We start from the raw sequence: 26,445 nt of genomic DNA on the forward strand, positions 1-26,445 counted from the left end.
GGAGCCAACGTGAGAAAGACCTTTCGTGTACAAATTCCTTCTGTCCGGCAAGTGGATCGGCGCATTCGTCCTGTGCATTCTGTTCTCGCTGATCTGCGTCTATCTGGCCGGTTGGCAGATGGATCGCAAGGAAGCATTGGACTACCGAAACAGTCGCATCAGTCAGAACTACAACGCCGAACCGGAGTCCTTCGACCAGGCCGGTAAGTATTTTTCCGACTACAGGTCCAGCAAACAGTGGACCCCGGTGTCCATGAAGGGCAGCTATCACCCGGAGGACCAAAAACTGGTCCGGAACAGACCGCATGACGGCAGCGTCGGTTTCGAGGTCCTGGTCCCCTTCACCACCACGAGCGGCCAGACGGTACTCATCGACCGCGGCTGGGTGGGGTCCGGAGATTCGAACGCGGCGCCCAAGTCCGACGTTCCTGCCCCGCCCGAGGGCGAGATCCGGTTGACGGCTCGGCTCCAGGCCGGCGAGGCCGACACCGGCAAGGACGCTCCCGAGGGGCAGATCGCCTCGATCAATCTGAAGGAGTTCGCGAAGGACGTCCCCTATCCGATGGCCGAGTCAGGGTATGGGATCGTGGCCTCTGAAGATCCGGCTCCCCCGACGTCTCCCAGCGCTCTCGGCGAACCGGAGCAGGACGCGGGGCCGAACCTGTCCTACTCCATGCAGTGGTACGCGTTCGCGATCCTGGTCTATGTGGCCTACGGATGGTGCGCGCGGCAGAAGGTCCGCAACGATCGTCTCGATGCGCAGTTGGCCGCGGAACTCGAGCAGTATTACGGGCAGTTCTACGACGAGCAGGGCCGCTATATTGGCGACGTCGACGAGGCGATCGTGTTGCGTCAAATAGAGATGATGGACGACATGCCCTCCCATATGAAGGCGATCGTCCGGCCGAAGCCCCCGCGCCAGCGCAAGCACGTCACCGACGAAGAACTCGAGGACGCCTACATGGACGCGCTCGAGCGGGAGCGTGGATCCCACGCGGAAGACTCCGGGCGAGGCCCTACGCCAGGGTGATCAGGTCCTGGTACTCCTTGGTCCAGTGGTCCTCGATTCCGTCCGGAAGCATGAGGACCCGTTCCGGGGACAGTGCTTCCACGGCGCCTTCATCGTGGGAGACCATCACGATCGCGCCCTCGTAGGTCTTCAGCGCATTGAGGATCTCTGCGCGGCTCGCCGGATCCAAGTTGTTGGTGGGCTCGTCCAGCAACAGAACATTCGCACTCGAAGCGACCAGGGTCGCCAGAGCCAGACGAGTCTTCTCGCCACCGGAGAGCACTCCTGCAGGCTTGCTGACGTCGTCGCCTTGGAAGAGGAAGGACCCCAAAATGGTCCTGACCTGGGTGTCCTGAAGATCCGGAGCGGCCGTTCTCATGTTTTCCAACACGGTCCGGTCCGCGTCCAAGGTGTCGTGCTCCTGTGCAAAATACCCGAGCTTGAGCCCGTGGCCGGGTTCGACCTGGCCCGAATCGGGCTCCGTCACGCCCGCGAGCATTCGCAGCAACGTGGTCTTTCCGGCGCCATTGAGCCCCAGAATCACGACTCTCGAACCACGGTCGATGGCCAGGTCCACGTCATTGAAAATCTCCAAGGATCCATAGGACTTCGACAGACCGCTCGCGCGCAACGGCGTTTTGCCGCAGGACGTCGGTGCCGGGAACCGGATGGCCGCGACCTTGTCATGGGCCTGTTCTGGCTCCACTTCCCGCATCAGGCGCTCCGCGCGCTTGATCATCTGCTGTGCGGCGACGGCCTTGGTCGCTTTGGCCCGCATCTTGTTGGCCTGCTCCATGAGCGCACCGGCCTTCTTCTCGGCGTTCGCGCGTTCGCGCTTGCGCCGGTGTTCGTCCTGCTCGCGCTGCTGCTGGTAGTGCTTCCAGTCCATGTTGTAGACATCCACGGTCGATCGCATGGCGTCCAGGTAGAGGACCTTGTTGACCACGAGTTCCATGAGTTCGACGTCGTGGCTGATGACCAGGAGCCCGCCCTGGTAGTTCCTCAGGAACTCACGCAACCACTCGACGGAGTCGGCATCCAGGTGGTTCGTCGGTTCGTCGAGGAGCATCGTGTCGGCATCCGAAAAGAGGATCCTGGCCAGCTCGACGCGTCGCCGTTGCCCGCCCGAGAGCGTCCGCAGGGGTTGTTGGAGGAGCCGGTCGGGCAGGTTGAGGTTGTGCGTGATGGTTGCGGCCTCCGACTCCGCCGCGTAACCGCCGCCGGAGATGAACTCGGCCTCGAGCCGGTCATAGGATTTCATCCCCTTGGCCTGAATCTTCGGGTCCTCCGAGGCCATTTGGTCCTGGGCCCGGCGCATCCGTCCGACGACACCGGCCAGTCCCCGCGCCGAGAAAATGCGGTCCTGTGCGGTCTGCTCCATGTCCTCGACCTTGGGGTCCTGCGGCAGATACCCGATGCTTCCGCTTCTCGAGACTTCACCGTCCGCCGGCAACGCCTGACCGGCCAAGACCTTGGTCATGGTGGTCTTGCCGGCACCGTTGCGCCCGACGAGGCCGATCTTGTCGCCCTTGTTCACCCGGAAGTTCACCTCGTCCATGAGGAGACGGGCGCCGACGCGCAATTCGAGGTTGGAAACGGTAATCAATGGAGTGAAAGGGCCTTTCGAACAGTAAGGGAAGGAAGAGTATTCGCGTCGAACGCCGGGCTGTCTTGCCACAACGAGCACGCACATCCTTTCCATACTACGGGACTGCGCGCAATCCCGAACCCTCCCTCGAACGTGAGACGAGGAACTCCGCGCGGACCCGCGTGCCGTTAACCATGAGTTGCCGTGTCCTTCATCGCGCGGCCGGTTCCGAGTAACGGCGCACGCCTAGGTTCTAGGCGTGGCCTCGGCCACCTTTTGCATCACACCGATCCCGCACAGGAGGAAATTTGTCCCCTCAAGGCCGTACTCTGCTGAACTTGTTGGACTTCACGTCCGGTCGCTCTCATCGCACCTGCCTCTACAAGTGCGGGAATGCGTGTGCCAAGCCGGTCCCGAACACGTCGGAGAACGAATACTTTCGTGACATCGTGAGGCGCAAATTCGACCGACGGGCCGTCCTCAAGGGATTCGGAGCGGCGGCGGTGACCGTCGGCGGCACCAGTGTTTTGGCGGCGCGCGGTCCGGGCGCCGAGGCCAGTGCGCCCGGTAGTGCGTCGGGGGAAGCATCCGCCGGCGCAACGTCCTCTGCACCGCCAGGACTGCGATTCGAGGCGGTTGCCCCCAACACGGAAGACGCGCTCAAAGTCCCGCAAGGCTACACGAGCGACGTCGTGATCCGCTGGGGTGACCCAGTGGTCCCCGGTGCGCCGAGCTGGGACCTCAACCACCAGTCCCCCGAATCGGCGGCCGGTCAATTCGGTTTCAACTGCGACTTCGCCGAACTCTTGCCGATCGAGGGCCAACGCAACAGGTTCCTCCTGGTCAGCAATCACGAGTACACGACGCCGCAGCAGATGTTTCCCGGATACGACCCCGATAACCCCACCGAACAACAGGTACGGACGGAATGGGAATCCCACGGATTGAGCATCGTGGAGGTGCAGGGCAACGATCGAGATGGGCGACTGCGGCCGGTCATGGGCAAATACAACCGGCGCATCACGGCGACCACGGAATTCGCCCTCGTCGGCCCCGCCGCAGGATCGGATCTCACGAAGACGTCGGCGGATCCCTCCGGTACCAAGGTCCGGGGAACGCTGAACAACTGCTCCGGCAGCCTGACGCCTTGGGGCACGATTCTCTCGGGCGAAGAGAACGTGGACCAGTACTTCGCCGGTGGCTCGGAAGCGCAGGACCAGACCGCGAGGAGCCGATACAAGCGATACGGCATGGAAGACTCAGAGACCGCGCGGCACTGGGAAGACTTCGACGACCGGTTCGACATTCGCAAAGAACCGAATGAGCCTTACCGCTTCAATTACATCATCGAGGTGGATCCTTGGGATCCCACGTCCACCCCGATCAAACACACCGCCCTGGGCCGCTTCAAGCACGAGGCCGCGACCATTCACGTGACGGAAAATGGTTCCGTAGTCGCCTACTCGGGCGATGACACACGGTTCGAGTACCTGTACAAATTCGTCAGCTCGCGAAAGATCGTACCGGGTACCTCAGACGAGGCCAGGAAGCAGAACATGAGGACCCTGGACGAGGGAACACTCTACGCAGCCCGCTTCGAAGGGAATTCGCCGGACTTCACCGAGGGCACGCTGCCCGAGGACGGTGCGTTCGACGGCACCGGCCAATGGCTCGAGTTGGCGACGTGCACCGCCGACGGCACCGTCACCTCCCACGTGGACGGGATGTCCGGCGAAGAGGTCCTGGTGTTTACACGTTTTGCCGCGGACGAGGCAGGAGCGACCAAGATGGACCGCCCGGAAGACGTCCAGCCCAGCCCGAAAACCGGCAAAGTGTATGCGGCCTTGACCAACAATTCCTACCGAGGTGCCAACCGGCCGGGCAAGAATGACGCACCGACGGCCGAATACGCCCCCATCAAGGAGAACAAGAACGGCATGGTCCTCGAGATGGACGATGACCACACCGGCACGACCTTCGGCTGGAACCTTCTCCTGGTCTGCGGCAATCCGGACGACGCGGAAACCTACTTTGGCGGCTTCGACAAGTCCTCCGTCTCCCCCATTTCCTGCCCGGACAATTTGGCCTTCGATGACCACGGCAACGTGTGGATCTCGACTGACGGCAATGCGTTGAAATCCAACGATGGCCTGTTCGCCGTCTCGTTGGATGCGGCCACGCGAGGTCTCACCAAACAGTTCCTGACGGTGCCGAAGGGGGCCGAAACCTGCGGACCGATCGTGAGGGAGAAGAGGGTCCTGGTCAACGTGCAGCACCCCGGTGAGGACGAGGAGGCCACCGTGGAGTCCACGACGTCCCACTGGCCCGATGGCGGCACCTCGACCGCTCGTCCGTCCACCGCGGTCGTCTGGAAGAAGGACTACGGCCCGATCGGGGCCTGATCAACGCAGAGGCCCGGTTCCCGCACACTGTGGTGCGCGGGAACCGGGCCTCTGTACTGTGACGGACGATCCGTCAGATGTTGAAGCCGAGGGCGCGCATTTGGTCGCGCCCTTCCTCCGTGATGCGCTCGGGGCCCCACGGCGGCATCCAAACCCAATTGACGTGCCATTCGTCCACGAGCGGCTCAAGGTTCTGAGCCACTTGTTCCTCGATGACGTCCTGGAGCGGGCACGCGGCCGTCGTCAGGGTCATGTCCATGATCAGGCCGCCCTCGTCGTCCCAGCGCGTGCCGTACAACAGGCCGAGATCGACGATGTTGACACCGAGCTCCGGGTCGATCACATTCGCGAGTGCATCCTCGATCTCCTGACGACCGGGTTGGCCCTCGGGTGCTTCGGTTGCGGTTTCACTCATGCCTTGGCTCCTTGGAGGTAACCGACGTAGCCCTCCTCTTCGAGACGATCGGCCAGTTCGGGACCGCCCTGGTCCGCAACGTGTCCGTCGACGAAGACGTGGACGAAGTCGGGCTTGATGTAGCGCAGGATGCGCGTGTAGTGGGTGATCAGCATGACGCCGAGGTCGTTGGCCTCGTGCGCGCGGTTGACGCCCTCGGAAACCACCTGCAGGGCGTCGATGTCCAGGCCGGAGTCGGTCTCGTCGAGGATTCCGAACTTCGGCTGCAGGAGTTCGAGCTGAAGGATTTCGTGGCGCTTCTTCTCGCCGCCGGAGAATCCCTCGTTGACATTGCGCGAGACGAAGTCGGGATCGATCTTCAGCTGGTTCATCGCGCCCTTGACGTCCTTGGTCCAGGTACGCAGGGCCGGGGCCTCACCGGACACGGCCGTCTTCGCGGAACGCAGGAAGTTGGACATCGTGACTCCGGGAATCTCGACCGGGTACTGCATGGCCAGGAAGAGACCCGCACGAGCGCGCTCGTCGACCGACATCGCGGTCACGTCCTCGCCGTCGAGCAGGATCTCGCCGGAATCGACCGTGTACTTCGGGTGACCGGCGATGGTCGAGGCCAGGGTGGACTTGCCGGATCCGTTCGGGCCCATGATGGCGTGGATCTCGCCCGACTTGATGGTCAGGTTGACGCCCTTGAGGATCGGCTTGGTGTTTTCGTCATCGAGGATGACGGATACGTGCAGATCCTTGATCTCAAGAGTGGACATTGTTCTCCTCTGAAAGTTGTGAAGTTCTTCGAGTGCCGGACGGGCTTTAGTTGTTGCTGATCGCCAGCTCATCCTCCAGGGCCTCCATCAGGGAGTCCTCGAGGTCGGCATCGCCGATCTGCTGGACGATCTCGTAGAGGAAGCCACGCACGACGAGGCGTCGGGCCTGTTTCTCGGGGATGCCGCGAGCCATGAGGTACCAGAGGTGCTCGTCGTCCAGCTGTCCCGTGGTCGAGGCGTGCCCCGCACCCTCGATGATGCCGGTCTCGATTTCGAGGTTGGGCACCGAATCCGCACGGGCGCCGTCGGTCAGCACCAGGTTCTGGTTCTTCTCATAGCTATCCGTACCCTCAGCGGCCTTCTGGATGAGGACGTCGCCCACCCACACGGTATGGGCCTTCTCCCCCTGCAATGCACCCTTGTACAGCACGTTGGACGTGTTGCGGGGAGCATTGTGGTCGACGAAGGAACGGTGCTCGAGGTGCTGGCCTGCGTCGGCGAAATACAGTCCGAACAGCTGAGCGTTGCCGCCCTCGTCACTGAACCTCACGTTCGAGTTCAGACGGACGACGTCGCCACCGAGCGTCACACTGATGTGCTTGTAGTGCGCGTCCTTGCCGACCTCGGCATCGTGCTGACCCACGTGGAGCGTGTCATCCTGCCAGCGCTGCAAGGAAATCACGGTGAGCGTGGCTCCCTGACCAACGATGATCTCGACATTGCCGTTGTGGATCGCCGACCCGGTGTGCTCGATGACCAAGGTGCTGTGCGAATTCTCGCCGGCCTCGATGACCACATGACTGTTGGACCTTGCCGAGGCCGACTTGCCATTGATTCGGACCGCGACGGGAGTTGCGTGCTCCGCATTGTCGGGAATCCGGATGTACGTAGCCTGGGGCGCATTGGCAGATCCCACGACGGCGGCACGGTCGGCCGGTCGAAGCACGGTGTCCCGGGGAGCCTGACCCGAGGCCAGCTCGCCCGACACCCACGACTCCGGTCCGTCGAAACTCACTTCGGCGGCGGGACCGCCCTCGACTTCCTCGGTCGCAACGTCCTCGAAAAGCGGGGCAAGCTTCTTGATCGGGGTGAAACGCCATTCTTCCTCACGGCCGTTGGGCACGGAGAAGTCAGCGACGTCGAAACTCCAGGGCCGTTCGGCGCGGGAGTGCATGACCTGCGATCCGTTCTCGCCCGCATTCGCGGACTTTCTGGCGCCAATGGTGTCATCCGTGGCCAGATCCGGGGAGAGTTTCTCACCTTCCTGGTCCATTCCCGGGATCGCCGGGCGAGCCTCACCGACGTGGACTCCGCCGACGTTCTCGCGGGTCTCCGTCTGATCCTGTTTGATCTGATCAGTCATCTTTTAGCCTACGGATCCTTCCATCTGGAGTTCGATAAGACGGTTCAGCTCGAGGGCGTACTCCATGGGGAGCTCGCGCGCAATCGGCTCGACGAAGCCGCGTACGATCATCGCCATGGCCTCATCCTCGGGAAGACCGCGCTGCTGGAGATAGAACAACTGCTCCTCGGAGACCCGGGAGACGGTCGCCTCGTGGCCCAGAGTGACTTCGTCCTCACGGATGTCGATGTAGGGATACGTGTCCGACCGGGAGATCGTGTCCACGAGGAGGGCATCGCAGACCACATTGTTCTTCGAATGCTTGGCGCCTTCTCTGACCTGCACAAGGCCTCGGTAGGCCGCGCGCCCGCCACCGCGGGCCACGGACTTGGAGACGATCGAGCTCGAGGTGTTCGGCGCGATGTGCACCATCTTCGAACCGGTGTCCTGGTGCTGGCCCTCGCCCGCGAAAGCGATCGAGAGGGTCTCGCCCTTGGCATGTTCGCCCGTCATGTAGACGGCCGGGTACTTCTGGGTGACCTTCGAACCGATGTTGCCGTCGATCCACTCCATGGTCGCGCCCTCGTGAGCGATAGCCCGCTTGGTCACGAGGTTGTACACGTTGTTCGACCAGTTCTGGATAGTCGTGTAGCGAACTCGTGCGTTCTTCTTGCACACGATTTCGACGACGGCGGAGTGCAGGGAATCCGACTTGTAGATCGGCGCCGTGCAACCCTCGATGTAGTGAACGTAGGAATCCTCGTCCGCGATGATGAGGGTCCGCTCGAACTGGCCCATGTTCTCCGTGTTGATTCGGAAGTAGGCCTGCAACGGGATCTCCACGTGGACTCCCGGGGGAACATAGACGAACGAGCCTCCGGACCAGACCGCCGTGTTCAGCGCGGCGAACTTGTTGTCTCCCACCGGGATGACCGTACCGAAGTACTCCTCGAAGAATTCGGGGTGTTCCTTCAGCGCGGTGTCGGTGTCCATGAAGATCACGCCCTGGCGCTCGAGGTCCTCACGAATCTGGTGGTAAACCACCTCCGACTCGTACTGAGCCGCCACGCCGGCGACCAGACGGTTCCTCTCGGCCTCGGGGATGCCGAGCTTCTCGTACGTATTGCGGATGTCCTCCGGCAGGTCTTCCCAGGACTCGGCCTGACGCTCCGTGGAACGGACAAAGTACTTGATGTTGTCGAAGTCGATCTCGTTGAGGTCTGCACCCCAGGTCGGCATCGGCTTGCGGTCGAAGAACTTCAGGGCCTTGAGCCGCAGGTTCAAAATCCATTCCGGTTCGCTCTTTTTAGCGGAGATGTCGCGGACAACGTCCTCGTTCAGACCGCGCTTGGCCGATTGGCCGGCGTCGTCCGAGTCGTACCAGCCGTACTGGTACGTCCCGATGCCTTCCAGCTCCGGGTTCCTCTCGAGAACGTCTGAAATGACGTTTCCGTCGGCATTGCGCTCAACTTGTTCAGTCATTGAGACCTTTCCTTACTGAGTGTCGCTTCCCCGAGAGGAAGCGGTGGCTTGATGTGTCCCGCGAGCCAACGGGATGTGTGTGGTGCAAACATGGGCTCCCCCAGCCATGGTGGAGAGCCTTCGGACATCGACACCCAGAAGGGATGCGATGACTCGAGTCTCTTCATCACAGAACTCGGGAAATTCTTCGGCAAGGTCACGCACCGGGCAGTGGCCTTGGCACAGCTGGATGCTGGAGAGCAGGTGCTCCGGCAACTCGACCGTCTTGGCAGCCTCGCCCATGGCCATGACCGAGGTGCTGGCCACGAAGCCGTCACGAGTCATGGCGTCGCCGAGTGCTTTGGCGCGATCCGAGATATCGGGGCCGGCTGCGTCAACGATCGGACGATAGCGTTCCTCCATATCCTTGAAGCGACGGTGAGCAAATTCTTCGAGTGCCTCGTGCCCCATGGCGCCGCGCAAAGTCTTGAGCGAGTCAATGGCAATGTCCAGATAGTCGTTGCCGAGCCTCGCGTGCCCCTGCGGCGCGATGACGTACCGTCGGGCCGGACGCCCAGCACCGGCACCCTGCTTGCGGACCAACGTGATTTCGATGAGCTGGTCTTTCTCGAGTGCTTCGAGATGCCTGCGGATGGCCGCGGGCGTCAGGCCGAGATGTCGACCGAGATCTGCCGCGGACACGGGACCGTGTGCCAGCACTCCCTGGAGGACCCGATCCCGGGTCCTTTCTTCGGTTTCGGCACCTCCCTGCTGAGAGGCGCCCTGGGCTTGGGCTTGTTCCTTCACGAAATACACAACTAAATTATGTCCTAATCTATTCCCGCGCATCCAGTAAGGGCGACCTTGCCCGTGACCAGCGGCGGCCTGCATCACAATGCACCCTGGTGACCGCACTGCATCGTAGACTGTGACAGTGCCACTTCATGATGACAACCGGCAGCGAGTCTCACCGTCGGAATTCGAACCAGCGTTGCTGATCGACGATCTGCGCAAGGACTTCTCCCTACCGCGCAGGAAACGCAACCGGGCGATGCCGGGCGCTGAGAGTCAGGCCACGCTAAGGGCCGTCGACGGGATCAGTTTACGTGCGGCCCCCGGCAAAGTCACGGCTCTTCTGGGCGCCAACGGTGCAGGGAAATCCACGACCCTCTCGTGCGCTCAGGGCCTGCTCAAGCCCACCGCGGGGAGGGTGAGACTGCTGGGCGAAGACCCTTGGAAGGCTGGCCCCTCGTTGAGGGCCCGCGTCGGGATCATGCTCCAAGAAGGGGGCCTGCCCCAGGCAATACGCCCCATCCCGCTTCTGCGCCATGTGGCCTCGATGTATCGCAAACCTGCCGACGTCGATGCTCTGGTCTCCCGGCTGGGCATCGACGGTTTCGACCGCACCAATATTCGTCGCCTCTCCGGGGGCCAACGACAGCGTGTGGCCCTGGCGGCGGCTCTCGTGGGCGATCCTGAAGTCCTTTTCCTGGATGAGCCCTCCGCCGGTCTGGATCCCCAATCCCGCCGCGTCGTCTTCGACCTTGTTCGCGAGGTCAAAGAATCCGGCACGTGCATTGTGCTCACAACGCACCTCATGGACGACGCCCAACGGCTCGCGGACGACGTCTACATCGTCGACGAGGGACGCAATGTCGTGGAGGGACAGGTCGACGACTTGCTCAACAACAGTGAGGACCGGAAGACCCTTCGATTCGCCGTGTCACGGCACGGCATGCAGCTGCTCGATGTCTTCCCGGCTCCCCTGGCGGAAGGCCTCACCCTGAGGGAAGAACACGCCGGATCCTACGAAATCTCCGGTCCGATCCGCCCGGAGCATTTGTCTCATCTGACCGGAACCTGGACCGAGCTCGGAGAACTTCCCACGAGTCTGGAGCTGAAGCCCCGAAGCCTGGAAGACCTGTTCCTCGACATATCTGGGAGGACCATTCGATGAGCCACAGCACCGAGACCGACACGCCGATCGACTCGGCCGCATTCCGGCGGACCGATGGAGCCAGGGAACCCGCCTCCGCAAGGAGGCGAATCCTCGCACAGGGCAAATACGAGACCCTGGCGATGCTCAAGAACGGCGAGCAGCTCATGCTCTTGATCCTCTTTCCGCTGATGGCGCTCTTCGGGCTCGCTTTCACCGGCTTTCTGGACGGGTGGGCCGAGCAGTTCGGGGGTTCTCGGATAGATGTCGCGATGCCTGGTGTTCTGGCCCTATGCGCGATGTCCACGGCGCTCTCCGGACAGGGAATTGCCACGGGATTCGATCGCCGATACGGCGTCCTCAGGTTTCTCTCGACGACGCCGCTTGGACGCGGCGGGCTTGTTGCAGGAAAGGCCGTCGCCGTCCTGACGGTGGTGCTTATCCAGTATGTCGTCATGGGCGTCGTCGGCCTGTTCCTTGGGTGGAACCCTGATGTCCCGGGGTTCCTGCTGTCTCTTCCGACACTCGTCTTGGGCGTCGCCGCGTTTACGGCGGTGGGTCTGCTGGTGGCGGGGACGGTCCGGGCCGAGGCGACGCTCGCCGTCGTCAATACGCTGTGGGTCGTCCTGGCTGCGCTGGGCGGTTCTCTCATACCGGCCCACCATTTCCCGGGCGGTGGTTCCTGGTTCATCGAGCTGCTTCCGTCAGGCGCCCTGGGCGAAGCACTGCGGGCGGGCATGCTCGCTCACCAATTCGCGTGGGGCCCACATCTGGTGCTGATCGCGTGGATCGTCATTGCGGGTCTTGCCGCGAGGCGCTGGTTCAAGTGGTCATGACCACGCCCGTTCCATTCGCTTCGACGGGGCTGACCACGAATAATGGGTAAGGCATTGCGTATTCGACGTCGTTCTCCATCTGAGGTGCACTCATGACCACCACATCCGCCATTCGTCGGGGCTCGTTCCTCGACCGGTTCATCCCGCTGAACGTCAACGGGTGGGTCCGCACCCTCGGCATTGCTTCGATTTTGGTGAACTTCCTTCTTGTTCTGACGGGTGGCCTGGTTCGACTCACGGGATCCGGCCTTGGCTGTCCCACGTGGCCGCGATGCACCTCGGATTCCTGGACCAACGTCCCGGCGATGGGTATTCACGGTTTCATCGAGTTCGGCAACCGCACCCTGACCGGTGCGGTCGGCATCATTGCCCTCCTGACCTTCATCTCGGTCTGGCGGTTGCGCGGACGGTACACCGATTTGTTCGGCATTGCCTTCGTCCTCGGCTTGGGTGTGATAGTCCAGGCGGTCGTCGGGGGGCTTTCCGTGTGGTTGCGGCTCAATCCCTGGATGGTCGGCGTCCACTTCATGCTGTCCGGGTTCATGGTGGCATTGGCTGCCATCTTCTACGCCAGGGTCAGGCGCTACTCGATGAGGAAGGTCATCGAGTCCGAGCGGCTGAGCGACCGTCCGGAAGCGGACAACGTCCAACGGTTCCTGGGCATCGTGATCGCCGTCGTCACCACCGTCGCCGTCTACATGGGGACGCTGGTCACCGGAACCGGACCACACTCAGGCGACACGGACAGCGCCCGACACGCCTTCGATCCCCAGGTGGTCACCCGGTTGCACAGCCTCCCCGTATGGGTCCTGCTGGTCCTCGTGATGGCGACTCTGGTCCTGGCCAAGCGCAAGAATTGGGCGCCCGCAGTCTCTCGAAATGCATGGATCATCGTGCTCGTGATGTTGTTCCAGGGCGCCATCGGTTACACGCAGTACTTCACCGGTTCGCCGGGGTTCCTTGTCTGGTTCCACCTCATCGGTGCTGGTCTGCTCATCTGGTCTGTCACCGCGCTGCTGGAACGCATGGTGGTTCTGGGCACCCCGACCCTCCGAGACCTCGCCGAGAGTCGGGTGGAGATCGCAGAGGCCAACGGCATCATCTGAAGGTAGCCGGCAACAGGGGCCGCGACCCGGTCAGCACTACGGCGAATGGGCCGTACTTGGCGACCGGCCAAACAATGCTGGAGCTGCCGTCAATCAGCCCCCCCCCCCCCCCCCCCCCATGACAGGACCTCGCTCTCGCCGGGCCCCCGTCAACCATCGTGGACCAGAGCGACCGGCCTGAGCATTCGTTCTGAGAATTTCTGTTCGGGGTGAGCCTGATGCCTCACCCGGAAGCCATGAACTCATCGTGGGTGCACTTGGGAGGACCACGTCGGTCCATGGCTCCCATATTCTCGTGGCCTCTCACCCGCGGGCCGGCTCGAGTTGCAGACTCGAGCTACAGGACCGGGCCTCCGACAAAAGGATCCACGGCCAGGGCGACGAAGACGAGCGTCAGGTAAGTAATCGAAGCGTGGAACACGACCATGGCTGTGCGCGAGGTCGCTTCCTCGGCGAGAGCGCGCTGGTGAAGCTGGTGGCACTTCCAAATAAACCACGCACCGGAGAGCAAAGCCGTCAGACCGTACACCCAGCCGGCTCCGCCGACGGGAATCAGCATCAGAGAGCAGATCACGGTGGCCCATGCATAGAGCACGACCTGTACCGATACGGCCTTCGCCGAGGCGATGGCACCGAGCATGGGGATCCCCGCCCTCTGGTAGTCCTCCGCGTACTTCATCGAGAGCGGCCAGTAATGCGGTGGGGTCCACAGGAAGATGATGACGAAAAGGACCAACGAGGAGAAGCTCAGCCTGTTCTCCACCCCGGCCCAGGCGATGAAGACCGGCATACAACCGGCGATCCCTCCCCACACAATGTTCTGTGTGGTGCGGCGCTTCAGGAACATCGAATAGAACACGACGTAGAGCAAGATCGCGCCGAGGCCGAGCGCGCCGGCCAGAGGATTGACGAGAAGAGTCAGGTACGCCACGGAAACGATCGACAACGCCCACGCGAACACGAGCCCCTGTCGATCAGTGATTTCACCGGTCACGAGTGGGCGACGCTCGGTGCGCTTCATGAGACGGTCGGCGTCGCGGTCGATGTAACAGTTGAATGCCCCCGCGCCCCCGGCCGCCATGGCGCCGCCGATCATGGTGTTGAGAATGAGCCACAGGTTCGGCAAGCCACCCGCGGCGAAGATCATGGTCGGGGCCGTGGTTACCAGCAGGAGTTCGATGACGCCGGGCTTCGTCAGGAGAACGAATCCTTTGATCTTGCGACGCAGTCCCACTTTCTGGGCACTCGTCACGGCACCCCGAGGGGCGGCGCTGTTAACCGCGGACTCGGGAGGACCTGTCGGAAGCGACGGGCTCGGGACCTCGTGGTCCGCCCCGGCGGCAACGTTATTCATCGCTGCCGGCCTCCTGTCGCTAGAACTTTGGCGCTTCACTCATCGACCCTTCGTGATTGATTCCGCTGACCGGATGAAGACCAGGTCCCGCGGTGCGAGCGGTGCGCAATGTCGTGGCCCGCGGTTTCGAAAGCATCTCTCATCATATAACGGAAGGGGGTTACCGCCCTAGAGGGCCGCGTGATATTTCGGTCTCTTCCGCCGAATGCGAATCTTTCTTCCGCTGTCGGCTCACACCCCTGACCTCATGACCCCAGGTCAATTATGGTTGGAATCGGAAATGGCGAAAGCGTGGCCATCCGATGGCGCGGCCTCGCCTGTGTTTTCTGAGAAAGGGGCAAATGGTGCCGAACCTGAATGAAAAGCTCGAATGGACGACCGAGGACCAGCGCGCGGTGGACACGGTGCGGGTACTGGCGGCCGACGCCGTGGAAAAGGTCGGAAACGGGCACCCGGGAACGGCCATGAGCCTCGCACCCCTCGCCTATTTGTTGCACCAGAAGGTCATGCGCCATGACCCGACGGATGATCGCTGGGCGGGGCGAGACCGCTTCATCCTGTCTCCGGGTCACACGTCGCTGACCCTCTACATCCAACTCTTCCTCTCGGGGTACGGACTCGAGATGAAGGATCTCGAAGCCTTGCGCACCTGGGGATCGCTGACCCCGGGTCACCCCGAGTACAAGCACACCAAGGGCGTCGAAATCACGACCGGCCCCCTGGGACAAGGGCTCTCTTCGGCCGTTGGCTTCGCATACGCGCAGCGTCGGATGCGCGGCATGTTCGATCCCGAGGCTCCCGCCGGCGAAAGCCCGTTCGACCACACCATCTACACGATTGCCTCGGACGGCGACCTGGAGGAGGGCGTGACGTCAGAAGCGTCCTCGCTCGCCGGTCACCAGCAACTGGGCAACCTGATCGTCTTCTACGATCAGAACCAGATCTCCATCGAGGACGATACCGACGTCGCGTTCACCGAGGACGTCGAGAAGCGCTACGAGGCCTACGGCTGGGACGTTCGCTCGGTCGACTGGACCAACGGCGGAACAGGTTACTCGGAGGACGTCGAGGAACTCTACGCACAGATCCGCGATGCCAAGGCAGTCACAGACAAGCCGACGCTGATCGCCCTCAAGACGGTCATCGGTTGGCCCGCCCCGAACAAGCAGAACACCGGCGGAATCCACGGCTCGGCGCTGGGTGGCGACGAAGTCAAGGCCGTCAAGGAGATCTTGGACTTCGATCCCGACAAGTCCTTCCAGATCGAAGAGGATATTCTTTCCCACACCCGGCAGGTCCAGGAACGGAGCCGCCAGGAGCGTGAGGAATGGACCAAGTCCTTCGAGTCATGGCAGGGGAAGAACCCGGAAGCTGCGTCCTTGTATGCGCGGCTCTCCCAGGGCGAATTGCCGGAGAACTACAAGGACTCCTTCCCGGTCTTCGAAGCAGGCTCTGCGCTGGCAACACGCGCGGCGAGCGGCAAGGTCATCAACGCGATCGCCGAGACCTTCCCCGAGCTTTGGGGCGGATCTGCCGACCTGGCCGGTTCCAACAACACCACCATCGAATCCGCCGATTCGTTCAACCCTTCGGCCCGTTCGACCAAGAAGTTCACCGCGAACCCCTACGGACGAGTCCTGCACTTCGGCATCCGCGAGCATGCCGCGGCGGCGATCGTCAACGGCATCGTGCTTTCGTCCCCGACCCGCGCATTCAGCGGGACGTTCCTCATCTTCAGCGACTACCAGAGGCCTGCCATCCGCCTCTCTGCGCTGATGGGAATTCCGTCGATCTACGTGTGGACACACGATTCTATTGGCCTGGGTGAGGACGGCCCGACGCATCAGCCGGTCGAGCAGCTCTCGACGCTTCGCGCGATCCCGAACCTGGACGTCGTCCGCCCGGGAGACGCGAACGAGACGGCCGTCGCATGGCGCACGATTCTCGAGCAGAAAGAGCGGCCCGCGGGTCTGGCTCTGACTCGTCAGGGTCTGCCGACCTTGGCCCGTGAGGACCTCCACCCGGAAGCCGACGGCGAAAAGTTCGCGTCCGCTGAAGGCACGGCTCGGGGCGGGTACGTCTTGGCCGATACCGATGCAGAACCTGACGTGATCCTGATTGCGACGGGTTCCGAGGTCGAGTTGGCGCTCGAGGCACGTGAGACGCTCAGCCAGGACGGAGTCTCGGCTCGCGTGGTGTCGATGCCCTGCCGTGAGTGGTTCGACCGTCAGGACGCCTCCTACAGGGAGTCCGTGATCCCCTCCGGAATCACCGCCCGGGTCGCCGTCGAGGCCGGATTGCCGATGTCCTGGAACGACCTTCTGGGCAGCACGGGTCGCGCGGTCGGGCTCGACCACTTCGGGGCGTCCGCCGATTACAAGACGCTGTACAAGGAATTCGGGATTACGCCGGAGGCGGTCGTCGAGGCCGCCAAGGAATCCATCAACGCTTCACAAGGCTGATCTCGAAGCGGGGCCGCCCGTCGCCTCGGGCTGCCCCGCTTCTTTCTTGCATCGGCCCCACTCATCGTCAAGAGGAGAACACCATGTCAACACCAACTCAGAAGCTTTCCGATGCCGGCGTCTCCATCTGGCTGGACGACCTGTCCCGCGAACGTCTCAGCTCCGGCAATCTGGACGAACTCATCGAAAACCGCAACGTGGTCGGCGTGACGACCAACCCGACGATCTTCGCTCAGGCCCTGTCCCAGGGAGACGCCTACGACGAACAGATGAAGGAGCTGTCCCAGGCCGGAGCCGACGTCGAGGAAGCGGTCTTCACCGTCACGACCGACGACGTCCGCGACGCGTGCGATGTCTTCGCCACCATCTACGACGCCACGCAGGGAGTCGATGGGCGCGTGTCGATTGAGGTCGATCCCCGCCTCGCTCACAAGGCTGACGACACCGTGGCGATGGCACAGCGGCTGCATGAGAGCGTCGGTCGCGAGAACGTCATGATCAAGATTCCTGCCACGGAAGCGGGCCTCGAACCCATCGCGGCAACGCTCGCCGCTGGAATCAGCGTCAACGTGACCCTGATCTTCTCCCTCGAACGCTATCGGGCCGTGATCAATGCTTTCATGGTGGGGCTCGAGCGGGCGCTGGAGAACGGTCACGACCTCAGCAAGATCCACTCGGTGGCCTCATTCTTCGTGTCGCGCGTCGACGCCGAGGTGGACAAGCAATTGGACTCGATCGGTACCGACGAGGCACTCGGCCTCAAGGGCAAGGCCGGTCTCGCCAATGCTCGACTCGCCTACCAGGTGTACGAGGAGGCGTTCTCGACCGAACGGTGGAAGCGTCTCGAAGAAGCCGGCGCTCAGCCGCAGCGTCCCCTGTGGGCGTCCACCGGTACGAAAGATCCGGCCTACTCGGACACGATGTACGTGACCGGGCTCGTGGTCCAGAACACCGTCAACACCATGCCGGAAAAGACTCTCGAGGCCACGGCCGATCACGCCGAAATCACCGGAGACACCGTGTCCGGAACCTACGATCAAGCGGAAGCCGACATCAACGCACTGGAAAAGGTCGGGGTTTCCTACAACGACGTCGTCGAGAAGTTGGAAACCGAAGGAATCCAGAAATTCGAGGATTCCTGGGAAGAACTGCTCGACACCGTGTCCTCGGCCCTGCGCCAGTAACACGGTCGCCGTGGAGGACCTCTGGTGGGTCCTCCACGGCGCTTCCCAGCCGGTGACGCGACCCTGTCACATTTTTCGAACAAAGGAATGGTGTGTCCGCTCCACAAGATTCAAATCCCCTGCGCGATCCACAGGATCGCCGACTGACGCGGGTCGCAGGCCCCTCCGCCCTGGTACTGTTCGGCGTCACCGGCGACCTCGCCCGCAAGAAGCTCCTGCCGGCCATTTACGACCTCATGAATCGTGGGCTTCTCCCGCCCCGGTTCGCCCTCGTCGGTTTCGGCCGGCGCAAGTGGTCGGACGACGACTTCCGGGCACAAGTCCGGGAGGCCGTCGAAAACCACGCACGGACGCCCTTCCGAGAAGATGTCTGGAACCAGCTGACTGCGGGCATCCGGTTCGTCCAGGGCGCCTTCGATGACGCGGAGGCCTTCGGCCGTCTCAAGGAAACCCTCGAGGAACTGGACAGGACCCGGGGGACGCTGGGGAACCACGCCTTCTACTTGTCGATTCCCCCGAACGCCTTCGAAGCGGTCTGCACGCAACTGGCCGAGAACGGCCTGGCCTCTCCGGAGCAGACCGAGGGCTGGCGGCGCGTTGTCATCGAAAAGCCATTCGGACACGACCTCGAGTCCGCACGCGAGCTCAATGAGATCGTAGAAAGCGTGTTCCCGGCCGACTCGGTTTTCCGGATCGACCACTACTTGGGCAAGGAAACGGTTCAGAACATCCTGGCCCTTCGGTTCGCCAACGAAATGTTCGAGCCCCTCTGGAATGCGAACTACGTCGACCACGTTCAGATCACCATGGCCGAGGATATCGGGATCGGTTCCCGAGCCGGATATTACGAAGGCGTCGGTGCCGCGCGGGACGTGATTCAGAATCACCTTCTGCAGTTGCTCGCGCTGACCGCCATGGAGGAACCTCTCCGGTTCGACGCCGAGTACTTGCGTGACGAGAAGGCCAAAGTGCTGGCAGCCGTCACCCTGCCCGAAGACTTGGAGAGCTACTCGTCCCTCGGACAGTACGCCGGTGGGTTCCAGGGCGGAGAAGAGGTCAAGGGGTTCAAGGACGAACAGGACATTCCGTCGGACTCTCGCACCGAGACTTTCGCCGCCATCAAATTGGATATCAACAACCGACGGTGGGCCGGCGTCCCGTTCTATCTTCGTGCCGGTAAACGGTTGGGCCGACGAGTAACCGAGATCGCCGTGGTGTTCAAGCGCTCCCCCAACCTGTTGTTCCGCGAGAATTCCTATGAGGAGTTCGGCCAGAACGCCATCGTGATCCGGATTCAGCCCGATGAAGGCGTGACCATTCGTTTTGCGTCCAAGGTTCCGGGAACGCAGATGGAATTGCGGGACGTCAGTATGGACTTCGGGTACGGTCACTCATTCACCGAATCCAGCCCGGAGGCGTACGAACGCCTGATCCTGGACGTGCTGCTCGGCGAACCGCCGCTCTTCCCGCGGCATGAGGAGGTCGAACTGTCGTGGAAGATCCTCGACCCGTTCGAGAAATACTGGGGAGACCATGGGGTTTCGCCCGAAGAGTATGCCCCCGGGTCGTGGGGTCCGGAATCCGCGCATCGACTACTGGCTCGTGACGGACGTGCTTGGAGGAGGCCGTAATGATTCGAACACTCAAGGACACGACGAGTTCGGACGTCGACAAAGAACTGGCCAGAATGCGCGAGGAGACGGGCATCCGGACTCTCGGACGCGTGCTCACTCTCGTGATCATGGCCGACATGGGTCACTCGGAAAGGGCCATAGAGGCCGCCATCGCGGCCAGCCACGAGCACCCTTGCCGGATCATTGTGCACATCTCCCACGATCCGAAGGCAGCGAATCGGTTGGATGCCGAGGCCAGCATGGGCGGCGACGCCGGCGCCAGTGAAATCGTTGTCCTTCGCGGTTGGGGCGAGTCGGCCCACGCCTCGGAGTCCCTGATTGCGGCGCTGTTACTTCCCGATGCACCGATCGTCGCATGGTGGCCCCATTCGCTGCCTGACTGCCCGGCGGACCACTCCATCGGACGCATTGCCCACCGCCGAATCACCGATTCGGCCAGGGCCGAAGTCCCCTGGGAGTCGCTGAATGAACTGCGGAAACGGTACGCCCCTGGGGACACGGATCTTGCCTGGACCCGGTTGACGCTGTGGCGCATACAGTTGGCCGCGGTGATGGACGAGACCCAAAAGCATCGCATCAACAAAGTCATCGTGGAGGGCTCCGAAAAGTCGCCTTCGGTCCTGCTTCTGGGCACATGGATGGGCTACCGACTGGGGGCAACGGTCGAGATTCGTGAGAGCGCGCAACCCCGTGGCCTCTACCGGGTCACGCTGTGCCGCGACGACGGGGAAGTCACCATCTACCGACCCGGCCGAAATATCGCGACGCTTTCCATCCCGGGAAGTGCGGATCAGCAGATCGCCTTACCCGTCCGGTCCCTCGCGGAGTGCCTGGCGGAAGAACTTCGGCGATTGGATCCGGACGAAGTCTTCGGCGAGGTTCTCAACGAGGCCCTCAGCCGATCAGAAGTGCGATTCACGCAGGGCACTGCGCCAGTCCCTGCGGGAGATCCCAGCGACTATACGGAGGTGTACGATGCCTGAGAACCGTACCGCGGTTATCCCCTATCCGACGAAGGATTTCGTCGCACAAGCGGCAGCTGCGAGGCTTTTGCTGCTGCTGGGCGATCGCACGGCGGAAGGCCAGCCCGTCCACATCAGCATCACCGGAGGATCTCTCGGTACCGCTATTTGGGAGAAGGTGAGGCAGAGCCCTCTGGTTGAGACCGTCGACTGGTCGTGCGTGCACGTCTGGTGGTCGGATGAGAGGTTTCTGCCCACTGGCGATGCTGAGCGCAACGCGCATCAAGTCTTCGAGGCCTTTTTCGGCAACGGACCCGTACCAGCTGCCAATCTGCACGTCATCGGTGCCTCGGACCAGTACGCGACGCAGCACGAGGCGGCCCGTGCGTACGCTCGCGAGCTCGCAGAATTCGCCGAACGCGGCCACCGGGCGCCACGATTTGCGGTGTCCTTGCTAGGGATGGGCCCGGACGGTCATCTCGCCTCTCTGTTCCCAGGAGGCTCGGATATCCGAGTGGAAGAGCCCGACGTCGTCGGCGTCGAGAACTCCCCCAAGCCCCCGCCGGATCGCGTAAGCATGACCCTCCCCATGATCAATGACTCGGACAGGATCTGGTTCCTTGTTTCCGGAGAGGACAAACACGATGCCTTCGGCCGCGTGCTGTCCCAACGTGACGGACAACCGTCGGCGGATGCCTTGGTCGAAACACCCGCGTCCGGTGCCCGGGGAGCCGACGAAACCCTGTACCTGGTCTCCCGGGATGCGTTGAGCTGAGCCAGGGCGGCATCGGCCGGTCGGCAGATCCCCACGGGCCAGGCGTGCTTCGGGACGACGCACAAAGGAGCCCGGTTGCCATATCACATGGCAACCGGGCTCCTTGTCTATGGACAGGACGTTGCACCCAGCTGATCGCTTGGGTCGATGCAACGGCCCGACCGCGATTCGTCTCAGACGGCCGTGAAGCGCAGGAAGAGGGCGTAGCCGATAATCGCGAGAACCCAAATGACGGCCGTAGTGACCGTCAGACGTATCAGGTTCTTCGAAGCGACGCCGGATGAATTCAGGGAAGTGCTCATTCCCCCGCCAAACATGTCGGACAGTCCGCCGCCCTTGCCCTTGTTGAGCAGGACGAAGAAAACCGTCATGATGCTGGTCAGCGCGATGATCCCCAAGAGGACCCAACGTACAATTTCCACTTCGACCTTTCGGTGACTTCGTGTCTCAGTCCGGCCTGCTCAGCAGACGCCGGGCTCTGTTCCTCCGACCCGACTATACGCCATGGGTCAAGACGGTGCCTCGTTGGCGGGTGCTTCCGGTGGGCGGGGAACGGAGGAGACCTCAGTCCCCCGCCAGCGGCCTATTCGGAAACCACGTGCTTCTCGAAGCGTGCAATATTCGCGAATTCCTCGGCCTTGAGGGACGCGCCTCCGACGAGGACGCCGTCGACATCCTTCTCAGCGAGAGTCGCCGCCGCGTTGGCCGCCTTGACCGAACCCCCGTAAAGGATCCTGATGCTGGATGCGGTCTCGGCGTCGTAGAGATCTTCGAGCTCCGCCCGAATGGCAGCGGACATTTCCTGGGCGTCTTCCGGACCCGCGACCTCGCCTGTACCAATGGCCCATACCGGCTCGTACGCCACGACCAGAGTCTTGGCGTTAGAAGCAGACAGGCCCTTGAGCGAACCGCGGAGCTGTTCGAGGGTGAACCCGACGTGGTTCCCGGCCTTGCGCTCCTCCAGCCCTTCACCGACGCACAGTATTGGGGTCAGCCCGTGACGGTATGCGGCGTCAACCTTCTTGGAGCAGAGCTCGTCGTCTTCCTGATGAATGGTTCTGCGCTCGGAGTGGCCGACCAGGACGTAGGTGCACTCGAGCTTCTTCAGGAACGCGCCTGAGATATCACCCGTGTAGGCCCCGGAATCCTGATCCGACAGGTCCTGGGCGCCATACTCCACCTTGAGTTTGTCCCCATTGACCAAGGTCTGCACGGACCGCAGATCGGTGGCCGGCGGGAACACGGCCACCTCGACCCGGTCGTAGTCGAAATTGGCGTCATCGAGGGTCCACGCGAGCTTCTGCACAAGAGCGACGCCCTCTGCGTGGTCCATATTCATTTTCCAGTTACCGGCGATCAGTGGGGTTCGATCGAAGGCTCCGTTGGTCTGAGTCGTCAAAGTCTATGTCCTTTCGGTGAGCATCGTCGCTGATGTCTGATGTGCGGGCGAAACATCCGTCGGATCCGTGCATCCTCCGACGCAAGACGGCGGGCCGACCACGTCCGTGGGTCGACCCGCCGCGAAACCGATCACGCTCCGAGAACGTCCAGACCCGGCAGATTCTTGCCCTCGATATATTCGAGGGATGCTCCGCCACCGGTCGAGATGTGCCCGAATTGGTCATCGTTGAATCCGAGGTTGCGCACGGCGGACGCGGAGTCGCCGCCGCCGACAACGGTCATGGCCTCCGTGTCCGCGAGAGCCTGGGCGACCGTCTTCGTTCCCTGAGCGAAAGCCTCCATTTCGAAGACTCCAACGGGGCCGTTCCAGAAAACTGTCCGGGCTTCGGCAATGTACCGTGCGAAGGTTTTTTGCGTTTCCGGACCGATGTCCAGTCCCAGGCCTTCGGCCCCGATCTTCCCTTCTTCGAGCGATTCCACAGGACGGACTTCGTGGTCCGCGTCCGCGGCGAACGCCGAGGCCCACACCACGTCCGTGGCGAGCACGAATTCCGTTCCTTCGGATTTTCCTCGGTCCAGGTACTCCTTGACCGTGTCGATCTGGTCCTTTTCCAGCAAGGACTTGCCGACGTTGTACCCCTGGGCTGCGGTGAAGGTGTACCCCATGCCGCCGCCGATGAGCAAAGCGTCAGCCTTGCCGATCAGATTGTCGATCACTGCCAGTTTGTCGGAGACCTTCGATCCGCCCATCACGACCACGAAGGGACGATCAGGCTTCTCAATGAGCTTGGACAGTACATCTACTTCGGTCTTGACCAAATCACCCATGAATGCCGGAAGTCTGGTCGCAATATCGTAGACCGAGGTGTGTTTGCGATGCACCGCGCCGAAGGCATCATCGACATACGCTGCCTCGTCCCCGACGACGGCAACCAGTTCATCCGCGAACGCACCGCGTTCGGAATCGTCTTTACTGGTCTCCCTCGGGTCGAAGCGGACGTTCTCGAGAACGAGCACTTCGCCGTTCTGTTGCGAAGACGCCTTCTCCTGTGCGTCGCTACCGACCGTGTCCTCCGCTGTGGTCACCGGGAAGTCCGCCAATTCGGACAGCCTCGAGGCCACGGGCGCGAGTGAGAACTGCGGATCGACCTGGCCTTTGGGTCGACCGAGGTGCGCCATAACGACGACCCGCGCCCCGGCGTCGGCCAACTTCTTCAGAACCGGCAAGGACGCCTTGATGCGACCGTCATCGGTCACCGTTGTGCCGTCGAGAGGCACGTTCAGGTCCGAACGGACCAGAACGTGCCTGCCCTCGACACCATCGGCCAAAAGCTCGTCCAGAGCATGTGCCATGGTGGTATTCTCCAAACCTCGTTGTAGGGAAAGCGATCCGTTCCCTATCTTAGAGCTCTGCAGCCAACTTGTTGACGAACTTCACGGTGCGGGAAGTGAAGCCCCACTCGTTGTCGTACCAGGCGAACACCTTGACCTGGCCGTTGAGCACGGAGGTCAATTCGGCGTCGAAGACCGTGGAGATCTCTTCGCCGACGATGTCGGTCGAGACGATCGGGTCCTCGGTGTACTTGATGATTCCCTCGTAATCGCCCTCGGCGGCTTCCTTGACGGCGGCGTTGATCTCTTCCGCGGTCACGTCCTTTTCGAGGGTCAGCGAGAGGTCGACGATGGAACCGGTGATGGTCGGCACGCGGAAGGCCATGCCGTCCAGCTTGCCGGCGACCGGCTCGTAGACCTTCCCCACGGTGCGGGCGGCACCGGTCGACGTCGGGATCATGTTGACCGCCGCGGCACGAGCACGACGCAGGTCCTTGTGGGGAGCGTCCTGCAGGCGCTGGTCCGCGGTGTAGGAGTGGATCGTGGTCATGAGACCTGCCTTGATTCCGAAGTTCTGGTCCAGAACCTTCGCCAGCGGTGCCAGGCAGTTGGTGGTGCAGGAAGCATTCGACACGACGTGGTGCGTGTCGTTGTCGTACGTGTCATCGTTCACGCCCATGACGAACGTACCGTCCAGGTTCGATCCCGGGGCCGAAATAACGACCTTCTTGGCACCGGCGTCGAGGTGAGCCTTGGCCTTGGCTCCGTCCGTGAACAGACCGGTCGACTCAAGAACGATGTCGATGTCGAGGTCCTTCCAGGGCAGGTCAGCAGGGTTCTTCTCGGAGAGGACCTGCAGTTTCTTGCCGTCGACCAGGATGCTGCCGTCCTGAACCTCGACCTCAGCCTTCAGGGGCCCGAGGATCGAGTCGTATTTGAGGAGGTGAGCCAAAGTCTCGGGGCTGGTCAAGTCGTTGACCGCAACGATCTCGATGTTCTCGCCCTGCTCACGAACGGCCCGGAAGAAGTTGCGGCCGATTCGACCAAAACCATTGATACCAATACGTACAGTCACTTGAGATCAAACTCCTCAGTTTGAGTGCTTATCGTTGGGAGTGCTTTCCGAAGAAATGCACCCTGCCGAACGTGAGGCGTCGGATGGTTTGGGAATCGATGACGACACCGTCCGTTCGGTTCTGATCCCAGTTTAGGTGATTTTGTGTGTGTTTGGGTGTGTTTCTGCGGGATTTTTTGGGACCGATGACCGTTTCCGCCCCTCGAACGCCCCATGATGCCACGCAAAAACCCCGGGAAGACGGGGCTTCCCGGGGTTCTGCGTGTGCTTCTGTGGGATCGTGTGGCTAATTTACGCTCAGAGCTGAAGTCGTTCGACGAGTTTGTCTGCTCATGGACGCATGAAGATGTGCCGCATCGCCTGAGGGCAATAACATCAGAGGGGCCTCAGCGGGAGGTGCCTTGTGGTGCAGTGTCGGTCCCGGGAATGCCTTCGGTGGCGGCCTGCTTGTCGGCCATGGCCAGCAGACGGCGAATGCGGCCTGCGATGGCATCTTTCGTCAGCGGCGGATCGGCCAATCGCCCCAGTTCGTCCAAGCTCGCGTGGCGATGGGCGAGACGCAGCCGGCCGGCGTAGTGCAGGTGCTCGGGGACATCGTCTCCGAGGATCTCCAGCGCTCGCTCGACCCTGGCACCAGCGGCGACCGCAGCCTGCGCGGATCGCCGCAGGTTGGCGTCATCGAAGTTGGCGAGCCGGTTCGCGGTGGCACGGACCTCCCGGTGCGTTCGACGATCCTGCCACTGCGACAGGACACCACTGGCCCCCATACGTCGCAAGAGTTGCCCGATCGTCTCGCCATCTCGGACGACCACGCGATCCGCGCCACGGACCTCCCTGGCCTTGGCGAAAATGTCGAGGCGGCGTGCCGATCCAACGAGAGCGAGGGCCGCTTCCGGGCCGGGACACGTGAACTCCATGGCGGAGGAACGGCCGGGTTCGGTGAGCGAGCCATGAGCCATGAATGCGCCCCTCATCACAGCTTCGGATTCGGCCAGCGAACCGTTGACCACTGTGGGCGGAAGCCCTCGCACCGGCCGACCGCGGGTGTCGAGCAAACCGGTCTGCCGTGCCAATGCCTCTCCCCCACGCTGGACCCTGAGCACGTAGTGGCCGCCGTGCTTGAGCGCACCGCCAGAGACCGTGATGAGTTCGCAGTGGTGGCCATAAAGCTCTTCGATGGCCGTCTGGACCCGTCGCGCGGTTTCGCGATGATCCAGTTCGGCCTCGATGACGATCTGGCCCGACACAAGATGCAGACCGCCCGCAAAACGAAGCACGGTCGCTACCTCGGCCCGGCGAGTCGAGGATTTTGGTACCTCGAGTTTCGCCAATTCGTCCTTTACGAGAGCCGTCAGGGCCATTCAGTATTCCTCCGGACTGATGATATGTGGAGCACGGACCGACCCCCGG

General features: G+C 62.4%; 22 protein-coding genes. 10 read left to right on the forward strand and 12 right to left on the reverse strand.

Features of this window, described 5'->3' with window-relative positions; translation table 11 throughout:
* Positions 1–25: 25 nt before the first annotated feature.
* Positions 26–1,030, forward strand: a complete 1,005-nt coding sequence (locus tag AB0Y14_RS02000) for an SURF1 family cytochrome oxidase biogenesis protein (RefSeq protein WP_436587608.1) — start codon at positions 26–28, stop codon at positions 1,028–1,030.
* Here the strand turns inward: AB0Y14_RS02000 and AB0Y14_RS02005 are convergent.
* A complete protein-coding gene (locus tag AB0Y14_RS02005; RefSeq protein WP_436587609.1) occupies positions 1,017–2,615 on the reverse strand; it encodes an ABC-F family ATP-binding cassette domain-containing protein in 1,599 nt (532 codons plus the stop codon). The two genes, AB0Y14_RS02000 and AB0Y14_RS02005, sit on opposite strands and share 14 nt — an antisense overlap.
* Positions 2,616–2,905: 290 nt before the next feature.
* Here AB0Y14_RS02005 and AB0Y14_RS02010 point away from each other — a divergent pair, with 290 nt between their 5' ends.
* Positions 2,906–4,999 (forward strand): PhoX family protein, encoded by a 2,094-nt coding sequence (locus AB0Y14_RS02010; RefSeq protein WP_436587610.1) that lies wholly within the window; start codon positions 2,906–2,908, stop codon positions 4,997–4,999.
* Positions 5,000–5,072: 73 nt separating this feature from the next.
* Here AB0Y14_RS02010 and AB0Y14_RS02015 read toward each other — a convergent pair whose 3' ends face one another.
* The 5 genes from AB0Y14_RS02015 to AB0Y14_RS02035 form a co-directional block, all read right to left on the reverse strand.
* On the reverse strand, positions 5,073–5,414 hold the full coding sequence (locus tag AB0Y14_RS02015; protein WP_129314352.1) for a metal-sulfur cluster assembly factor: 342 nt from the start codon (positions 5,412–5,414) through the stop codon (positions 5,073–5,075).
* Positions 5,411–6,175: a Fe-S cluster assembly ATPase SufC gene (gene sufC, locus AB0Y14_RS02020; protein ID WP_436587611.1), complete on the reverse strand. Its 765-nt coding sequence runs from the start codon at positions 6,173–6,175 to the stop codon at positions 5,411–5,413. Before sufC ends, AB0Y14_RS02015 begins: the two co-directional genes overlap by 4 nt.
* A gap of 46 nt (positions 6,176–6,221) precedes the next feature.
* The gene (gene sufD, locus AB0Y14_RS02025; RefSeq protein ID WP_436588794.1) at positions 6,222–7,448 is read right to left on the reverse strand and encodes a Fe-S cluster assembly protein SufD; all 1,227 of its coding nucleotides are present in this window, start codon (positions 7,446–7,448) and stop codon (positions 6,222–6,224) included.
* Positions 7,449–7,541: 93 nt separating this feature from the next.
* Positions 7,542–8,999 (reverse strand): Fe-S cluster assembly protein SufB, encoded by a 1,458-nt coding sequence (gene sufB, locus AB0Y14_RS02030; protein WP_436587612.1) that lies wholly within the window; start codon positions 8,997–8,999, stop codon positions 7,542–7,544.
* A 12-nt stretch (positions 9,000–9,011) separates the two neighbouring features.
* A complete protein-coding gene (locus AB0Y14_RS02035) occupies positions 9,012–9,794 on the reverse strand; it encodes a helix-turn-helix transcriptional regulator (protein WP_436587613.1) in 783 nt (260 codons plus the stop codon).
* A gap of 235 nt (positions 9,795–10,029) precedes the next feature.
* Between AB0Y14_RS02035 and AB0Y14_RS02040 the strand changes: the two genes are divergently transcribed.
* The 3 genes from AB0Y14_RS02040 (at position 10,030) to AB0Y14_RS02050 (ending at position 12,856) form a co-directional block, all read left to right on the forward strand.
* On the forward strand, positions 10,030–10,935 hold the full coding sequence (locus AB0Y14_RS02040; protein ID WP_436588795.1) for an ABC transporter ATP-binding protein: 906 nt from the start codon (positions 10,030–10,032) through the stop codon (positions 10,933–10,935).
* Complete coding sequence (locus AB0Y14_RS02045) at positions 10,932–11,750, forward strand: ABC transporter permease (protein WP_436587614.1); 819 nt, start codon at positions 10,932–10,934, stop codon at positions 11,748–11,750. The genes AB0Y14_RS02040 and AB0Y14_RS02045 overlap by 4 nt, the downstream gene beginning before the upstream one ends.
* 92 nt (positions 11,751–11,842) lie before the next feature.
* Positions 11,843–12,856 (forward strand): COX15/CtaA family protein, encoded by a 1,014-nt coding sequence (locus AB0Y14_RS02050; protein WP_436587615.1) that lies wholly within the window; start codon positions 11,843–11,845, stop codon positions 12,854–12,856.
* Between the two features lie 337 nt (positions 12,857–13,193).
* On the opposite strand, the gene AB0Y14_RS02055 is transcribed toward AB0Y14_RS02050, so the two are convergent.
* Positions 13,194–14,210, reverse strand: a complete 1,017-nt coding sequence (locus AB0Y14_RS02055; RefSeq protein ID WP_436587616.1) for a heme o synthase — start codon at positions 14,208–14,210, stop codon at positions 13,194–13,196.
* A 341-nt stretch (positions 14,211–14,551) separates the two neighbouring features.
* Here AB0Y14_RS02055 and tkt point away from each other — a divergent pair, with 341 nt between their 5' ends.
* The 5 genes from tkt to pgl all read left to right on the forward strand — a co-directional run bounded on the left by tkt (position 14,552) and on the right by pgl (position 21,227).
* Complete coding sequence (gene tkt, locus AB0Y14_RS02060) at positions 14,552–16,672, forward strand: transketolase (protein WP_436587617.1); 2,121 nt, start codon at positions 14,552–14,554, stop codon at positions 16,670–16,672.
* 83 nt (positions 16,673–16,755) lie between these two features.
* Positions 16,756–17,856, forward strand: a complete 1,101-nt coding sequence (gene tal, locus AB0Y14_RS02065) for a transaldolase (RefSeq protein ID WP_436587618.1) — start codon at positions 16,756–16,758, stop codon at positions 17,854–17,856.
* 119 nt (positions 17,857–17,975) lie between these two features.
* A complete protein-coding gene (gene zwf / locus AB0Y14_RS02070; protein WP_436588796.1) occupies positions 17,976–19,487 on the forward strand; it encodes a glucose-6-phosphate dehydrogenase in 1,512 nt (503 codons plus the stop codon).
* The gene (locus AB0Y14_RS02075; RefSeq protein WP_436587619.1) at positions 19,487–20,473 is read left to right on the forward strand and encodes a glucose-6-phosphate dehydrogenase assembly protein OpcA; all 987 of its coding nucleotides are present in this window, start codon (positions 19,487–19,489) and stop codon (positions 20,471–20,473) included. The genes zwf and AB0Y14_RS02075 overlap by 1 nt, the downstream gene beginning before the upstream one ends.
* Positions 20,466–21,227 carry a 6-phosphogluconolactonase gene (gene pgl / locus AB0Y14_RS02080; RefSeq protein ID WP_436587620.1) on the forward strand — a complete coding sequence of 254 codons (762 nt, stop codon included), beginning with the start codon at positions 20,466–20,468 and terminating at the stop codon, positions 21,225–21,227. The genes AB0Y14_RS02075 and pgl overlap by 8 nt, the downstream gene beginning before the upstream one ends.
* Before the next feature lie 173 nt (positions 21,228–21,400).
* On the opposite strand, the gene secG is transcribed toward pgl, so the two are convergent.
* The 5 genes from secG to whiA form a co-directional block, all read right to left on the reverse strand.
* Positions 21,401–21,649 carry a preprotein translocase subunit SecG gene (gene secG, locus AB0Y14_RS02085; protein ID WP_129314341.1) on the reverse strand — a complete coding sequence of 83 codons (249 nt, stop codon included), beginning with the start codon at positions 21,647–21,649 and terminating at the stop codon, positions 21,401–21,403.
* A gap of 161 nt (positions 21,650–21,810) precedes the next feature.
* A complete protein-coding gene (tpiA, locus tag AB0Y14_RS02090; protein ID WP_436587621.1) occupies positions 21,811–22,626 on the reverse strand; it encodes a triose-phosphate isomerase in 816 nt (271 codons plus the stop codon).
* Positions 22,627–22,757: 131 nt separating this feature from the next.
* A complete protein-coding gene (locus AB0Y14_RS02095) occupies positions 22,758–23,981 on the reverse strand; it encodes a phosphoglycerate kinase (RefSeq protein ID WP_436587622.1) in 1,224 nt (407 codons plus the stop codon).
* 49 nt (positions 23,982–24,030) lie between these two features.
* Positions 24,031–25,035: a type I glyceraldehyde-3-phosphate dehydrogenase gene (gene gap, locus AB0Y14_RS02100; RefSeq protein ID WP_436587623.1), complete on the reverse strand. Its 1,005-nt coding sequence runs from the start codon at positions 25,033–25,035 to the stop codon at positions 24,031–24,033.
* 386 nt (positions 25,036–25,421) lie between these two features.
* The gene (whiA, locus tag AB0Y14_RS02105) at positions 25,422–26,396 is read right to left on the reverse strand and encodes a DNA-binding protein WhiA (RefSeq protein ID WP_436587624.1); all 975 of its coding nucleotides are present in this window, start codon (positions 26,394–26,396) and stop codon (positions 25,422–25,424) included.
* Between the last annotated feature and the right edge of the window lie 49 nt (positions 26,397–26,445).

Source organism: Rothia sp. HC945 (assembly GCF_051370785.1).
Taxonomy (GTDB): Bacteria; Actinomycetota; Actinomycetes; order Actinomycetales; family Micrococcaceae; genus Rothia.